This is a genomic window from Sandaracinus amylolyticus (assembly GCF_021631985.1).
GTDB lineage: Bacteria > Myxococcota_A > Polyangia > Polyangiales > Sandaracinaceae > Sandaracinus > Sandaracinus amylolyticus_A.
This window is the reverse complement of record NZ_CP070225.1, coordinates 1,873,191-1,889,617: the sequence shown is the minus strand read 5'-3', so window position 1 is coordinate 1,889,617 and position 16,427 is coordinate 1,873,191. Positions and strand designations below refer to the sequence as shown.

Annotated in this window: 9 protein-coding genes; 3 read left to right on the top strand and 6 right to left on the bottom strand. The window is 71.8% G+C overall.

Annotated features, from left to right (window positions below; translation table 11 throughout):
• Positions 1-33 precede the first annotated feature (33 nt).
• On the bottom strand, positions 34-4,779 hold the full coding sequence (locus I5071_RS07745; RefSeq protein WP_236604763.1) for a beta strand repeat-containing protein: 4,746 nt from the start codon (positions 4,777-4,779) through the stop codon (positions 34-36).
• A 147-nt stretch (positions 4,780-4,926) separates the two neighbouring features.
• Between I5071_RS07745 and I5071_RS07740 the strand changes: the two genes are divergently transcribed.
• On the top strand, positions 4,927-5,763 hold the full coding sequence (locus tag I5071_RS07740) for a tetratricopeptide repeat protein (RefSeq protein WP_236604762.1): 837 nt from the start codon (positions 4,927-4,929) through the stop codon (positions 5,761-5,763).
• A complete protein-coding gene (locus tag I5071_RS07735; protein ID WP_236604761.1) occupies positions 5,763-7,037 on the top strand; it encodes an FG-GAP repeat domain-containing protein in 1,275 nt (424 codons plus the stop codon). The genes I5071_RS07740 and I5071_RS07735 overlap by 1 nt, the downstream gene beginning before the upstream one ends.
• A 65-nt stretch (positions 7,038-7,102) precedes the next feature.
• Here I5071_RS07735 and I5071_RS07730 read toward each other — a convergent pair whose 3' ends face one another.
• The 5 genes from I5071_RS07730 to I5071_RS07710 all read right to left on the bottom strand — a co-directional run bounded on the left by I5071_RS07730 (position 7,103) and on the right by I5071_RS07710 (position 12,902).
• On the bottom strand, positions 7,103-8,383 hold the full coding sequence (locus I5071_RS07730; protein WP_236604760.1) for a DUF4340 domain-containing protein: 1,281 nt from the start codon (positions 8,381-8,383) through the stop codon (positions 7,103-7,105).
• 7 nt (positions 8,384-8,390) lie between these two features.
• Positions 8,391-10,163: a GldG family protein gene (locus I5071_RS07725; RefSeq protein WP_236604759.1), complete on the bottom strand. Its 1,773-nt coding sequence runs from the start codon at positions 10,161-10,163 to the stop codon at positions 8,391-8,393.
• Positions 10,164-10,166: 3 nt separating this feature from the next.
• Complete coding sequence (locus I5071_RS07720; RefSeq protein ID WP_236604758.1) at positions 10,167-10,877, bottom strand: ABC transporter permease; 711 nt, start codon at positions 10,875-10,877, stop codon at positions 10,167-10,169.
• Positions 10,877-11,941, bottom strand: coding sequence for an ATP-binding cassette domain-containing protein (locus tag I5071_RS07715; protein WP_236604757.1), 1,065 nt, complete (start codon positions 11,939-11,941; stop codon positions 10,877-10,879). The genes I5071_RS07720 and I5071_RS07715 overlap by 1 nt, the downstream gene beginning before the upstream one ends.
• Before the next feature lie 205 nt (positions 11,942-12,146).
• Positions 12,147-12,902, bottom strand: coding sequence for an extensin family protein (locus tag I5071_RS07710; RefSeq protein ID WP_236604756.1), 756 nt, complete (start codon positions 12,900-12,902; stop codon positions 12,147-12,149).
• A 195-nt stretch (positions 12,903-13,097) separates the two neighbouring features.
• On the opposite strand from I5071_RS07710, the gene I5071_RS07705 reads away from it, so the two are divergent.
• Entirely contained in the window at positions 13,098-16,412 is a 3,315-nt protein-coding gene (locus I5071_RS07705; RefSeq protein WP_236604755.1) for a MopE-related protein, read from the top strand.
• Positions 16,413-16,427: the final 15 nt, after the last annotated feature.

The window sequence follows — 16,427 nt, the reverse complement described above, 5'->3', positions numbered from 1 at the left end:
CGACTTCCTCTCTTCTCGACGAGACTCGGGTGCTCAGGGCGCGACACAAGAGATGAAGCTCGCCGTCGCACCGGAGAGCGTGACGGTGCCGCCCTGCGGATTCTGCGACTGCACGTGCGACACCACGCTGCTGGGCGTCGAGCTGACGAGGCCGACGATCCCGAAGCGGTCGCCCGCCTCGAGTCGGAGCGAGAAGCCCGAGGTGCCGCGGTTGCCCGACATCTGTGCGCACACGGAGCTGAGCCCGCTCGCGGCCGTGCCCGACTGCACGCGCACGCCGGCGACACCGCCGGTCGGCATCGCGAGCGTGTTGTCGCGCAGCACGAGCGCGAGCGTGCCGTCGACCTCGACCGAGCGGAGCCACACCGCGTAGCCGCTCGTGCCGGAGATCGAGTTGTTCTCGATCACCACGCGCGCGTAGGGCGTCTCGATCACCGGATCGAGATCGTCCGCGACCACGATCGCGACGCCGTTCGCGCCGATGTCGAATCCGACCATCGTCATGGTGTTGGCGCGCACGAAGATGTTGTCGGCGCGCGCCGCACCGAGGATCTCGATGCGCACCGCGGTGAGCGTGACGTTCGAGACGGTGTTGTTCTCGAACGTCAGACTCGAGATCGTCCCGGCGGCGTTCACGACCGAGAGCGCGCTCGTGGTCGCGTTGCGCAGCTCGCAGCCGCGGATGACGACGGCGCCGCTGAGCATCGTGGGATTCGCGATGGTCGCGTCGTCGAAGTCGAGCGCGGTCGCGGTCGTCGTCACGCGCACGCCCTCGAGCGTGAGCCCGTCGACGCCGACACCACGCACGCCGCTCGCCGTCGGGACGTTCGTGATGATCAGCGAGCGCAGCGTCACGTTGCGCGCGTTGGTGAGGAGCACGCCGTCGGACGTGGTGCTCTGGATCGTGCCGCCCGAGCCGTTGTTCGCGCCGGTGCCATCGCCGACGATCGAGAACGAGCCGGTGTTGCCGGTGATCACGATGCCGTTGGTCCCGCCGCTCGCGCTCACCGAGCGCAGCGCGATCGTGCCGCCGACGTTCACGAGGTGCACCGCGTACGACCCGCTCGCGGTGACCGACACCGACGCGACGTCGACGCCGCTCACCCCGCTCCCGACGAGCCCGGACGCCGAGGACGTGACCACGACGTCGATGCCCCGCACGTACGTGCTCGCGCCGAGCGTCAGCGTGCTCATCCGCGGCGCGGTGGCCGCCATCGCCGGGAACGCACGCGCGTAGGTCGCCGGCGTGAACCCGAGGTGCGCCGACGTCACCGCGACGCCCTGCCCGAGCAGGCGCACGCCCGTGCCGAGCGTGTACGCCGCATACGTGCCGCTCGCGACGTGGATCACGTCGCCGGTCGACGTCGCGGGCAGCTCGCCGAGGTTGCGCACCGGCCGCACCCGGGTGCCGCTCCCACCGGCGGCCGCGGCTGCGTCGACGAACCACACGCGGTTCTGGATGCGCAGCTCGACCGTCGCGATCACCGACGCCGCGGCGTTGGTGATCGTGTACGCGAACGAATCGTTCGCGACCGCGCCGGCGGGCGGCTCGTACACGAACGTCCCGTCGGACTGCAGCACGACGCGACCTCCGAGCATCGTCGTGAGCGGCGCGCCGACCGCGGTGGTCGACGCGGCGACCGAGCTCGGCCCGTAGCCGCTGATCGTCGCGCCGTTGGGCGTGTCGTTCGCGAGCACGCTGCCCGCGAGCGCCACGTCGATCGGCACGTTGCCGGTCACGCCGTACGAGTCGTTGGTCACGGTGGGCGGCAGGACCGGCGTCACGACGGTCATCGAGAACGTGATCGTCGCGGCGGTCCCGATCCCGTTCTGCGCGCGCACGACGATGTTCGAGTACGTGCCCGCCGTGGTCGGCGTGCCGGTGATGCGGCGAGTCGCGGAGTCGAGCGAGAGCCCCGGCGGGAGCGTGCCGGAGGTCACCGAGAGCGTCGGCGCGGGATGGCCCGACACCGTGAACGTGTGCGTGTACGCGGTGCCGACGGTGAGCGAGCCCGGCGGCGTGCCGGTGATCGAAGGCGCCTCGTTCACGGTGAGCGTGAAGCTCTGCGTGGCGTTGGTGCCGACGCCGTTGCTCGCGGTGAGCGTGAGCGCGTAGGTGCCGCCGGTGCCCGCCGCGGGCGTGCCGCTCAGCGTGCGCGTGGCCGCGTCGTAGGCGACGCCGGTCGGCAGCACGCCGGTGAGCGCGAGCGTGGGCGCGGGGAAGCCGGTCGCGGTGGCGGTGAACGTGCCCGCGGTGCCCACGGTGAACGTCGCCGCGCTCGCCGACGTGATCGCCGGCGCCTGGCGCACGGTGATCGTGACCGAGAGCGTCGCGTCCGCGCCGATGCCGTTCGTCGCGGTGATGGTGATCGGATACGTGCCGCCGGTGCCCGCCGCGGGCGTTCCCTGGATGCGTCGCGCCGCAGCGTCGAGCGCGAGCCCGCTCGGCAGCGCGCCGGTCACCGCGAGCGTGACGGCGGGATGCCCCGCGACCGTGAACGCGTAGCTGCCGCTCGTGCCGACGGTGAACGTCGCGGTCGCCGCGCCGGTGAGCGCAGGCCCTTCGTGGATCGTCAGCGTGAACGACTGCGTCGCAGCGGTGCCGACTCCGTTGCTCGCGGTGAACGTGAGCGCGTGCTGTCCGCCGGTGCCGGCGGCGGGCGTGCCGCTCAGCGTGCGGGTCGCGGGGTCGAACGCGAGCCCCGCGGGCAGCGTGCCGCCGATCGAGACGGTGGGCGTGGGCGTGCCGGTCACGGTGACGACGAACGATCCCGGCGTGCCCACCGTGAAGGTCGCCGACGTCGCCGAGGTGATCGCGGGCGACTCGCGCACGTCGATCGAGACGTCGAGGGTCGCGTCCGCGCCCACGCCGTTGCTCGCGGTGATCGTCACCGGGTACGTGCCGGCGGTGCCCGCTGCGGGCGTGCCCGAGATCGTGCGGGCGGCCGCGTCGAACGCGAGCCCGTCGGGGAGCGTGCCAGTCAGGGTGGCAGTCGGCGCGGGATATCCCGACGTCGCGAACGAATACGACTGCGCCTGTCCGACGCGGAAGATGGCAGTCGGGGCGCCGGTGATCGCGGGCGTCTGCTCGACGGTCAGCGAGAAGCTCTGCGTCGCTTCGGGCGCGACGCCGTTCTGTGCGCGCACCGTCAGCGGGTACGAGCCGCCCGAGGTCGCGCTCGGCGTGCCGACGAGCGACGACGTCGCCGCGTCGAACGTCACGCCGCTCGGCAGCGTGCCCTCGACGGCGATCGACGGAGTCGGGTGGCCGGTCGCGACGAACGCGAAGGGCAGCCCCGTCGCGCTGCCGGCGCGCAGCGTGAGCGACGACGCGCTCGTGATCGCCGGCGCGCGCTCGACGGTCACGCGCACCGTGCCGCGATCGTCACCGGCGACGTTCGCGATGACGTAGTCGAACGTCACCTCTCCGCCCGAGCTCGCGCCCGCGACGAACGTGAGGCTGCCGTCGGCGCGCACCGTGATCGAGTCGGCGCCCACGGTGACGCTCGCGCCCGCGGCGTGATCGGTGTCGCTCCCGCCGAGCGAACCGCCGCCGAACGAGACGAGCTCCGGCGCCGGCGCGCCCACGTCGTCGGCGAGCAGCGACGAGGGATCGCTCGAGGCGACGTCGAGCGTCTCGCCCGCGCGCACCGTGAACGCGTCGTCGGTCGCGAGCGGCGCAGCACGCACGTCGATGCGCACCACACCGACCGAGCTGCCCATCGTGTTCTCGAGCTGGTACTCGAGCTCGAACGCTCCGACGAACGAGGGCTCGGGGACGAACGTGAACGTGCCGTCCGCGTCGACCGTGACGCTGCTGCCCGCGACCGTCGCGGTGCTCCCGGCAGCATGATCGCTCACGAGCCCGCCGAGCGAGCGCGCGCCGAACGACGTGATCACCGCGAGCGGTGCGCCGAGCGCGTCGTTCGCGAGGAGCGTCGGGTGCGTCGTGCCGTCCACCTCGAGCGTGGCCCCGCGCGCGACGACGTACGCGAGATCGTCGACCGCGGTCGGTCGCGCGCTCACGTCGATCGTGACGGTCGCGGTGACGCTGCCCGCGACGTTCGCGAGCCGGTACTGGAACGTGTCGTCGCCGTCGAAGCCCGCGGCGGGCGTGTAGACGAAGCTGCCATCGGCGGCGAGCACGACGGTGCCGCCCTGCGTGGAATTCGGGTCGAACGCGTCGATGTGCGCGCCGTTCGGCGTGTCGTTCGCGAGCACGCCGGGCGCGTCGATCGTGAGCGCAGTGTCGGGCAGCGTGCCGTAGCGGTCGTGGCTCGCGACCGGCACGTCGACGAGCGTCAGGGTGACGGTCGCGGTCGCGGTGCCGAGCGTGTACGTGAAGTCGTCGTCGACCGGGAGCGCCTCGGTGATCGCGGGCGGTGTGTAGACGAAGCCGCCGTCCGCCGAGAGCACCACGGTGCCGCCGAGCCGCGAGGTCGCGTCGAACGCCGTGATGGTCGCGCCCGCGAGCGTGTCGTTCGCGAGCACGCCGGGCGCGTCGACGGTTCGCGCAGCGCCGACCGCGATCTCGAACGCGTCGTCGACAGCGAGCGTGGTCTCGACGCTTCCGTCCTCGCCCGCGCTCGCGTCGTCGGGCATCGCGGCGTCGTCGGGGGAGTCGCCCGCGTCCTGCCGTGAGGCGTCCGCGACGCTCGCGTCCGCGACGCTGGCGTCGTCGGGTGAGCCGTCGTCGTCGCCGCATCCCGCGACGAAGAGGGGGAGCGCGAGCAGCGCAACGAGGACGAGAGCCGTCGTGGAACGCGAGGTCGACCGCATCGAGGCCAGGCTTGCTCCGGAATCCGTTCGCGGAAGAATCGTCCGCCAGAACAGGATTCGAGCCGCCGATTAGCGACCATCGCGGACGCCGTGTCAAGCAGACCCGTCGCGCTCACGATTTCGCGCGCGGCTGCTATCGTCGCGCCGATGCGTGCGCTCGCATTGATCGTCGCCCTGCTCGTCGCGCCGAGCGTCGTCCGTGCCCAGGACGACGAGGACGCGCTTCCGAGCGATCCACCCGCCGACGCCCAGCCACCGGCAGACACCTCGCGCGACGAAGAAGCGCGCGCGCTCTTCGCGGCGGGCCGCACGTCGTTCGAGGCGGGCCGGTTCTCCGACGCGCTCTCGTACTTCCAGCGATCGTACGAGCTGAGCGGGCGCTCGATGCTGCTCTTCAACATCGGCAGCGCGCACGACCGCATGCGACAGGACGCGGAGGCGCTCGCGGCGTTCGAGGCGTACCTGCGCGCCGTGCCGAACGCGCCGAACGCGCGCGAGGTCGAGGCGCGCATCGAGGTGCTGCGTCGCGCGATCGCGCAGCACGAGCCGGCGCCGGAAGAAGAGACGCCGCTCGAGGCGCCCGACCCCGAGCCGAGCGCGCTCCCGAGCGAGCCCGCGCCGATCGCCGCCGAGCCCGCGAGCGGAAGAGATTTCGTTCCGATCGGCTCGTCGATCCTGGGAGGGCTCGCGCTGGTCACGGGCGGCATCGCGGTGTGGTCGTGGGTCGACGCCAACTCTCGCTACGAGGGGCTCGAGCGCGGGTGCTTCGCGATGCGCGGCGGGTGCACCGACGACGAGATCGAGGGGAGCGGCGTGGACACCCAGGTCACGGTGACCAACGTGCTGTTGGCCTCGTCGCTCGCGCTCGCGGCGGCCGCGGTCGTGGTGCTCGTGCTCGAGATCCCGATGGGCGGTGACGACGAGGAGCGCGCGGTCGCGCTGCGCGTGGGCCCGACATCGCTCGCGCTGGAGGCGACGTTCTGATGCGGAAGATGCTCTGGCTGGGCTGCGTGCTCGCGCTGCTCGCGACGGGCTGCTCGCTCGATCTCGATCGCCTGCGCGGCACGCTCGATGGCGGAGGGGACATCGATGCCGCCGTCGTCGACGCATCGATGCCGCTCGACGGATCTCACGACGGCGGCGAGCCCGACCGTGATGCCTCGAGCGACGCCGCGATGGCCGACGCCGGGACCGACGGCGGCGTGCGCTGCGCCGCGGAGTGCGCCGCGAGCGCCACGTTCGGTGCGCCGCGCGACGTGAGCTTCGCGGACGCGCCGATCGACGTCGAGCTCGGGGACGTGACGGGCGACGGCTTCCTCGACGTCGTCGTGCTCACGTCGGATGGGACCGTGCACGTGCTCTCCGCCGAGGCGGACGCCCGAGGGTGCGGCACGCGCGCGCTCGTGCCCACCGACAGCGTCGTGTCGGAGACGAGCGCATCGGACCTCGCGCTCGGCGACGTCGACGAGGACGGGCGCCTCGACGCAGCGGTCGTCGGCACCGCGGGCATGCTCGCGCTGCACATGACGAACGCAGAGGGAAAGCTCGGGGCCGCGCAGACGCTCGACTTCGAGGGGAACGCGTTCGGCGTGACGTTCGCGGGGGGCCGCATCCACGTCGCGGCGGGCGGCACGACCGGCGCGATCCGCGCGTTCGACGTCGCCGGGGGCTCGCTCGTGGAGCTCGAGGCCGCGAACGCGCCGCCGATCGTCGAGATCGCGTCGCTCACCCTCGCCGACGGGACCCCGGGGCTCGCGTCGAGCAGCCTCACCGCGGGCGCGGTGCTGATCGATCGCGTGCAGGCGGTGGGCGCGCCGACGCGCGTCGCGACGGTCACGGTGAGCGCGGGGAGCCACATCGCGTCGGGCGATCTCGACGGCGACGGCGACGACGACGTCGTGACGAACGCGATCGGCACCACGCGCCTGAGCCTGATCCTCGCCGACGGAGACACCTTCACGCTCGCGCCGCGCGCCGATGCGTCGGGCGTGATCGACGCGATGGCGCTCGGTGCGCTCGACGACGACGAGCAGGCCGACGTCGCGGTGATCGTCGATGCCGCGGTGTTCCCCTACGTGCTCGGCAATCCCAGCGTGCCCAATGGCGCGCTGATCGGGCGGCCCGGGGTCGCGCTCGACGGCGAAGGACGCGACGTGGCCATCGGGGATCTCGATCGCGACGAGCTGCCGGACCTCGTCGTGATCGGCGAGGCGCCCGGCGGATACGAAGTGCGCGTCGTGCCCGGCGCGTGCCCGTAGGAACGCGAACGGCGCGCCGACTCTCGTCGTGCGCGCCGTTCGTTTCGAGCGAGTGATTCGCGACGTCAGGGCCCCGCGCCGCCGCCGAGCCCCTGCTGCTCGAGCTGGCGACGGATCTGCTCCATCACCTCGGGCGGGAGCTGCGCGCCACCGCCTTCGCCACCCGGCATCGGCATCGGCATGCCCTCGCCGTGCGCGCCCTCGCCTTCGCCCGGCGGCGTCGTCGGCGCGCTCTCGGTGAACGACGTCGCGGTCGGGTTGACCCGCTCACCGAGGAACCGGCTGATCACGTAGATCGTCGGCTCGCCCTCGCGCTGCGCGTAGAAGTCGTGACGCTCCGCGTTCGCCTCGTTGCCGAGGATCACGGTGAACGTCTGCGGGCCCGCGTCGCCCTCGCCGCGCGTCGTGAGCGTCACGCGCGGCGCGTCGGGGCCGAGCCCCGCGCTCTCCGGCGTCACGTCGGGCGCAGCGAAGTCCGCCGCACGCATGCGCGCGAGGCTCGCGACCATGCTGCGCACCTTGCCCGCCTGGAAGCCCTCGATCGCGGTGAGCGGCGTCGGCGCGGCGGGCGCCGGCGGAGGACGACGCCCGGCGGGCGGCGTCTCGGGCTCTGCGGGCGCCGGCGGGAGATAGGAGATCTCCGTCTGCTGCCACTCGCCGAGCTCGGGCTGCGCGGACGGGGTCTCGCCCTCGCCTTCGGGCGCAGCGGGTGCCGCCGCGGCGGCGCGCGTGAAGCGGAACGTACCGTTGGGGCCGCGCCACGCAGCCTCGGTCACGTCGTCGGCTTCGACGTTCAGGATCGCGCGGTCACGCCAGTCGCGCAGCTCCTTGTTGAACGCGAACTTGATCGAGCCGCGCACCGAGACGACGCGCTCCTCGCCCTCGAGCCGCACCATCGTGTTGCCCGAACGGTACGCGCCGATCCAGAGGTCCGCGAGCGCGTTCCCGTCCGCGCCGCGCGCGACCACGCGCACGCCGTGCCCGGGGTCGACCTCGAGGCGCTCGTGGAACTCGGGGTTCGACGCCGCGACGCCCGCGACCGCCAGCTCGTCGAGCTTGTCGAGCGCCGTCGAGACCGCGCTCTGATCCGCGACGACCTCGATCGGCTGCGTGACGAACCACTGGTCCTCGCGACGCTCGAGGCGGATCGTCTGACCCTCCGCCTCGGGCCGCGTGATCTCGATCACCGAGATCTGATCGCGCGAGAGATCGGGGAACCCGCGCGCCTGCTGCGTCTCGCGCACCGGCGTGTCCCCGGTGCGCACGCCCCACGCCCAGATCGCGAGACCGCCGACTGCGATCAGCAGAAGGCCCGCGATGGGCAGCCTGTTCTTGTGCCAGTCCATCGTGCCCTCAGAGCTTCAGGGTGGCCTTCTTGCGCTGGCGCATCTGCCAGCGGATCAGACCGAACGCCGCGACCGCGAGCGGGATCGCGAACGTGTTGCCCCACTTGAAGAGGTTCTTGCGCTGATCCCAGGCGCGCACCGCCGCCTGCCGACGCTCGAGCGCGTCCTGCGCGCCCGCTTCGTCCTGACCCTCGAACGCCGTCATCGCGTCCTCGGTCGCCTCGGTCACGCCGCGCGGAACGTCGAGCGCGGGCTCCTCGATCGACTTCGCGCGCACCGCGATCAGATCGCTGTCCTGCGCGAGCCAGTCGATGGCGTTCAGCGGGAGCGCCATCGCGCCCGCGAGCTGCGCCTCCTCGACGCGCTCCGCCGGCGGCAGGAACTCGTCGCGGAGGATGGTCGAGGTGCCGATCACGAAGAGACGCACCTCGCTCTCGCTGCGCTCCGGCGTCTCGATCGACGCCGCGTCGCCCTCACCCGCGCTGCCCGCGAAGGCGCTCGGGAGCGTGCCCGTCACCGCGACCGCGAGCGTGTGCGGCCCGTCGAAGCCGGCGACCTCCCACTCGCGGGGCTGGCGGATGCGGAGGTTCACGTCGTCGCCCGAGAGCGACCACGACTCCTCGCTCGAGCGCAGCAGCGACGTGCCCTCCATCTCGCGGAAGCGATCGAGGGTCTCGATGCCCGAGGTGAAGAAGAGCTGCGCCTGCTCGAGGCGGAAGAGCACCGGATGGCTCGCCTGCTCCTCGGTGATCGGCACCGTGGGCGCGGGCGGGTACGGCACCGGGATCGCGAAGCCGAGCGGCGTGCGCAGCGGGACCGTGCCGCAGCGCGCGTCGGCGATGATGTTCTCCTGCATGCGCACGCCGTACGCCTCGAGCAGGCGGTTCACGCCGCTGTTCGTCGGCTGCGCCTGGATGTCGGGGCCCGCGTCGGTCGCGACCTTCATCGAGCCGCCGAAGATGCCGAGGCTGCCGCCGCGCATCACGAACTGATCGATGCGGCGGAGCTCGACGTCGCTGAGCTCGCTCTGCGGATCGACAATCAGCAGCGCCTTGATGTTGCGGTCGATCTCCTGCGACGCGTCGACCTCGCGGATCGTGTACGTCGGGAGCATCCGCTGCAGCGTCGAGAGGCCCTTCGTCGGCGTCGGGCTCTCGTGGCCCGAGAGCACGCCGATCGCGATGTCCTCGCCGGTCAGCTGCTTGATCGCCATCGTGATGGCGTACTCGAGGCCCGAGGTGTCCTGCGGGAGCGACGCGATGACGTGGCGGTCACCGACGTACTCGAACACCAGGCCGCGGTAGCCCTCCATCACCGCGACGCGATCCGACTCGAGGCGCTGGTGCTGCATGAGGCGCACGCCCGCGCGCTCCGCCTCCTCGCGCTCCTCTTCGTCGTCGGGGTGCACCACGCGCACCTGCACGTGCCCGTTCGACGCCGCCTCGTACTCCGCGAGGATGTCGCGGACGTAGCGCTCCTGCGCGTTGAACGGCGGCGGCAGATCCGGCGTGAAGTACGCGGTGATCGTCAGCGTGTCGTCGAGCTCGCGCGCGACGCGGCGCGATCCCTCGGACAGCGTGAACACACGATCGCGCGTCGCGTCGACGCGCGCGAAGAAGGAGAGGAACCCCAGGAGGTTCAGCGCGATCAGGATGCCCGCGACGATCGCGAGGAAGCCGAGCGACTCGGCGCGCTGGCGGCTCGCCTGGCTACGCGCGGGGGTCCGCTCGCTCTTCTTCGCGGCTTCGGGAGCCTTCTTGGTCTCGTTCTCGTTGGCCATGGCTCAGCTCCAGCGGCGGCTCTCGAGCGCCCGGAACGCGAGCATCAGGAAGATGGTCGCGAAGGAGACGAAGTAGACGACGTCGCGCGTGTCGATCACGCCGCGGCCCATGCTCTCGCGGTGGAAGTCGAACGTGATCCACTCGAGGAACGACGCGAAGCTTCCCGACCAGAGCGGCAGGTAGAACCCGAGCACGGTCATGAAGAGGAAGACGAACGTCGAGACGAAGAACGCGACGAGCTGGTTCTCGGTGAAGCTCGATGCCGCGATGCCGAGCGCGATCATCGCGCAGCCCTGCAGGAAGAGCCCGAGATAGCCGGTCGCGACCTGGCCCCAGTCGAGCGAGCCGAGCTGCGCGACGCTGATCGGATAGGGCAGCGAGCAGAGCAGGAGCACCGCGAGCAGCCCGACCGCGCCGAGGAACTTGCCGAGGATCACCTCGGACTCGCGCACCGGCATCGTGATGAGCAGCTCGAGCGTGCCGCTGCGGCGCTCGTCGGCGATGAGGCCCATCGTGATCGCGGGCGCACCGACGATGAGCATCCAGCTCATGAACCGGAACATCTCGCGGACCGAGGCGCGGTTCATCAGGAAGAACGGCTCCCAGAAGAGGAAGCCGACGATCAGCAGCGAGAGCGCGATCACGATGTACGCGACCGGCCCGTTGAAGTACGCGCGGAACTGACGCCCCGCGATCGTGAGCGTGTTCTGCATCACGCGTTCTCCTTCGACTCGGTGCGGTCCGAGGGCTCTTCGTCCTCGTCCTCGTCCTCGTCGTCTTCGTCTTCCTCGGCTGCCGCGATCGCGGTGTCCTCGCCGAGCGTGAGGTCGCGGAAGACCTGCTCGAGGTTCTCGCCGCGCGTGCGCAGCTCGAGGAGCACGAGGCCCTTCTCGACGGCGGCGCGGAAGAGCTCGGCGCGCAGATCCTCGGAGGTGCGCGAGACGATCTCGAGCGCGGTGGCCTTCGTGTCGTCGGTCTTCACCTCGCGCACGGTCTCGACGCCGGGCAGCGAGCGGAACGCGCCGAGGACGTCGCCGCCGTCGCGATAGCCCTTCGCTTCGCTCGCGCTCGCCTTGTCCACGTGCACGACGTAGCGGTTGCGGCCGCGGCTCGTCAGCGCGGCGGGCGTGTCGTCCGCGACGATCTTGCCCTTCGCGATGATCAGCACGCGCTGGCAGGTCACCTGGACCTCCGCGAGGTTGTGCGTGCTGAGGATGACCGTGCGCTCCTTGCCGATGTCGCGGATGAGATCGCGGATCTCGATCGCCTGGTTCGGGTCGAGGCCCGACATCGGCTCGTCGAGGATCAGGATCGGCGGCTCGTGCACGAGCGACTGCGCGATGCCGACGCGCTGGCGGTAGCCCTTCGAGAGCTGGCGGATCTCCTTGGCGATCACGTCGCCGAGGTGCGTCTGCTCGACGGCCTTCTTGATGCGCTTGCGGGCGGCGTCGCCCTTGAGCCCGCGCATCTGCGCCATGAACTCGAGGTACTCGAGCACGAGCATCTCGGTGTAGAGGGGCGTGCTCTCGGGGAGATATCCGATCGACGCGCGCACGCCGAGCGGGTCCTCCCAGATGTCGTGCCCGTTCACCTTCGCCGTGCCTTCGGTCGGCGCGATGAAGCACGTCAGGATCTTCATCGTCGTCGACTTCCCGGCGCCGTTGGGGCCGAGGAAGCCGAGGACCTCTCCCTTGCGCACTTCGAAGCTCGCGTTGTCGAGCGCGCGCTGCGGCCCGTAGCGCTTCGTCAGGTTCCGGGCCTCGATCATCACGTCCATGCTCTGCCGCCTCTCCGGAGGTGTGGGCTGGGGCTCGCAGGGTTCTCTTCGGGAAACCGGGGGCTCCGGCGGGCGCGGACGATAGCCGTTGGCCTTGACGTGTCAATTCCCGAGCCGAGCGCGCGCGGGAACGCGGATGGAGGCGGATTATTCCGGGTCGGGGGCGGGGGCCGGGTCGCTTTCCGGACCCGGGACCCGGACCCCCTCAATGCACGAAGCTCCAGTCGACGCCGGGTCGTACTTCGAGGTGCACGTGATTCGCGTGCGCGTCGTCGTGGTGCGGGGTGAGCACCACCTGAAACAGATCGTGCTGCACCGCCGCGCACACCGCGGCCCTCATGCGCGCCGTGCCGTCGTCGTCGCCCTCGTGGGTCGTGCACGGATCGACGCCTCGCGCGCGATCGAGCCACGCGTCGAGCACCGGCAGACGCCGCCCGTCGTCGAGCACGAACGCGAGCGCGTCGATCGCGAGCGCGTGCGCGTGGCCCGACACCCGGCGGCTCCCCGCGACGCGCGCCCCTGGTCGATAGATCGAGACGTGCTCGACCCGCGCGACCCCCTGTGCGCGCAGGTCGGGCGCCCACGCGAGCAGCGCGACCGCGAGACGACAGTCGATCACCGAGTGCACGCCCTCGTCCGGCGTGATGCGCACTCCGTCGAGCGGCCCCGCGAGGCGGATCGCCTGCTCGACGCCGCTCGCCTCGCTCGCGGAGACCGCCTCGAACGCGACGCCCGCGCCGCGCAGCGCCGTCTCGCACGCCGCGCGATCGAGCGCGCCGATCGCGCGCCCGCGCCCCGCGATCGCCGCCGCACGACGCGCGCCGCTCGGTGGCGAGAGCACGGTGCCGCAGTCCTCGTCGATGCCTTCCGCCTCGAGATCACGCGGCAACGGCACGTCGTCGGTGACCCAGCCGGCCAGGAGCAGGAGCGCGAGGACCGAGGCGAACAGACGGCGCGTCATCTCGGAGCGAATGGTCGGATCGTCGAACGACGATGGAGAAGAAAACGGCGGCCCGCTTCGCGAAGCGCTTATCGAAGCGCGACGGAACTCCGGGGACCCGGCCACTCCGCGGACCGAGCGTCGGTGCGCGCAGACGACGCTCACGGTCCGGCGGGCGTCCCCGGTAGAATCGTCCCGGGTCCAGGGAGGTCGCAGATGTCCGTTCGCAGTGCTCGTCTTCACTTCGTCGCGTCGATCGCGTCACTGCTCGTCGTCGCGGGATGTGGGCGGAGCGAGCTCGATCTGTTCCGCGATGCCGGCCGCGGGATCGACCCGGACGACGGCGGCATGGACGCGGCGATCGACGCCGGCGATGGCGGCGACGATGCGGGCGATGCCGGCGACGGCGGCATCGTGATCGACGACGCGGGCGATGCCGGGCGCGACGGCGGCGACGGTGGCGCCTGCAACTTCGACGAGGACTGCGACGACGATCTCTTCTGCAACGGGCAGGAGCGCTGCCGCAGCGGCGTGTGCGTGCGCGGCGCAGCGCCGGTCTGCGACGACACGGTCGCCTGCACCAGCGATCGCTGCGTCGAGGCGACGCGCAGCTGCGAGTCGATCCCCGACTCGTCGCGCTGCGCGACGGGCGAGATCTGCACGCCGATCGACGGCTGCGTGGTGCGCCGCTGCACGACCGCGATGGAGTGCCAGGACGGCTCGTTCTGCAACGGCGCCGAGCAGTGCGTCGCCGGTCGCTGTGCCCCCGGCCCGCGCGTCGCGTGCGACGACGGAGTCGACTGCACGCTCGACGAGTGCAGCGAGACGCTCGATCGCTGCACCACCACCGCGCGCGACACGCTCTGCGACGACACGCTCTTCTGCAACGGCGCCGAGCGCTGCAGCCCGATGGGATGCGTGCGCAGCCCCGCGCCCCGCTGCGACGACGGCAACGCGTGCACGAGCGATCGCTGCGACGAGGCGGTGAACGCCTGCACGACCACGCTGCGGGACGACGACGGCGACGGTGTGCCCGCCGTGAGCTGCGGCGGCGCCGACTGCGACGATCGCAATCCGCGCGTGCGCCCGGGCGTGCCCGAGCTCTGCCGTGATCGCGTCGACAACGACTGCAACGGCGCGGTCGACTGCGACGATCCCACCTGCGCGATGACCGCGGAGTGCCTCACCTGCGTGCCGCGCGGACCGCGCGAGGTCGCGTGTCGCGACATGGTCGACGACGACTGTGACGGCCGCATCGACTGCCTCGATCCCGAGTGCGCGGGTCGCCCCGAGTGCCGCATGTGCACGCGCCGCGAGGCGCGCTGCGACGACGGGCTCGACGAGGACTGCGACATGCGCATCGACTGCGACGATCCCGACTGCGCGCGCAGCCCCGACTGCGCGTGCGCCGCGCGCGAGACCGCGTGCGCCGACGGCGACGACGAGGACTGCGACGGTCGCGTCGACTGCGACGACAGCGACTGCACCGCCGATCCCGCGTGCCGCATGTGCACCCCGCGCGAGGTCTTCTGCGACGACGGGAACGACGACGACTGCGACAATCGCCTGGACTGCGCCGACACGGACTGCGCGCGCTCGCCGCTCTGCTGCACGCCGCGCCCCGAGCAGTGCACCGGCGCGACCGACGACGACTGCGATGGACGCGTCGACTGCGACGATCCCGACTGCACCACGAGCCCGAGCTGCTGCCGCCCGCGCGCCGAGGTCTGCAACAACGCGGTCGACGACGACTGCGACGGTCTCGCCGACTGCAGCGACTCGATCTCGTGCGGTCGCGATCCCGCGTGCCGCATGTGCTTCCCCGAGCTCTGCCGCGGCGGCGCCGACGAGGACTGCGACAACCGCTTCGACTGCGAGGATCCCGACTGCTTCGCGGATCCGATCTGCGCGGTCTGCACGCCGCGCCCCGAGCGCTGCACCGGCGGAGTCGACGACGACTGCGACGGTCGCACCGACTGCGCCGACTCCGACTGTGCGCGCGACCCGGTGTGCTCGAGCTGCATCCCGCGCCCCGAGATCTGCGCGGACGGCGCCGATCAGGACTGCGACCTGCGCGTCGACTGCGACGACTCCGACTGCGCGCTCGATCCCTCGTGTCGCGTGTGCGTGACCGAGGTCTGCACGAACGGTGGTGACGACGACTGCGACGGTCGCGCGGACTGCTCGGACTCCGACTGCCGCGCTGCGCCCACGTGCGTGAGCTGCACGCGCGAGGCCTGCACGAACGGCGCGGACGACGACTGCGACATGCAGGTCGACTGCGACGACTCCGACTGCGCGCGGAGCCCGGCGTGCCTGACCTGCGCGCCCACCGAGACCTGCCGCAACGGGCGCGACGACGACTGCGACGGCGACGCCGACTGCGACGACGGCGAGTGCGCGGGACAGCCGATCTGCGCGTTCTGTCTGCCGCTCGAGATCTGCGGGACCGGCGTCGACGAGGACTGCGATCACCTCGTCGACTGCGACGATCCGCAGTGTGCGCGCGATCCCTCGTGTCAGCCCGGCTGCGTGGCGGAGGCGTGCCGCAACGGGCGCGACGACGACTGCGACGGATCGTTCGACTGCGACGATCCCGACTGCGCGGGACAGCCCCTCTGCCTCGTGTGCCTGCCCTTCGAGATCTGCAACAGCGGGTTCGACGAGGACTGCGACGCGCTGAAGGACTGCGACGATCCCGACTGCGAATTCGAGCCCGGTTGCGGCGCGTGCACCGGGTTCGAGGACCAGTGCACGAATCGCTTCGACGAGGACTGCGACGGTCGCACCGACTGCGCCGATCCCGACTGCCAGATCGATCCCTCGTGCTGCGTGCCCACCGGCGCCGAGCAGTGCGCCAACGGCGTCGACGACGACTGCAACGGCGCGCCGGACTGCGCGGACTTCGCGTGCTCGAGCGATCCCGCGTGCTGCGTGTTCCAGGGCCCCGAGCAGTGCGGCAACGGCATCGACGAGGACTGCAACGGGCGCATCGACTGCGACGATCCGCTGTGCGCCGGGACGCCGATGTGCTGCGTGCCCACCGGACCCGAGCGCTGCGGGGGCGGTGCCGACGAGGACTGCGACGGGCTCGTCGACTGCCTCGATCGCGAGTGCGTCGCCTCGCCGCTGTGCGCCGCGCGCGACGCGGGGATCCCGCCGCCTCCGCGCGACGCCGGGCCCCGCGACGCCGGCTCGATGTGCGTGCCGGTCGAGGGCTCGGTCGCGATGTGCACCAACGGTCGCGACGACGACTGCGACGGAACGTCCGACTGCGCCGACGGCGACTGCTCGCCGGTGCCCGACGTCGGCGAGTGCTGCAACGGCTCGGACGACAACGGCAACGGCTTGTCCGACGAGTTCGCGTGCCGGTGCACGAGCAATGCGGACTGCGGCGGCATCAACGTGTGCTGGGCCGACACGATCGGGCTCTGCGCGCCGCGCTGCACGCTGATTGGCGGCGACGAGTTCTGCGCGCAGATCGACCCGAGCCTGCGCTGCTCCACGACCACCGGGACGTGCACGTTCTGATCACGTGACCTCGCG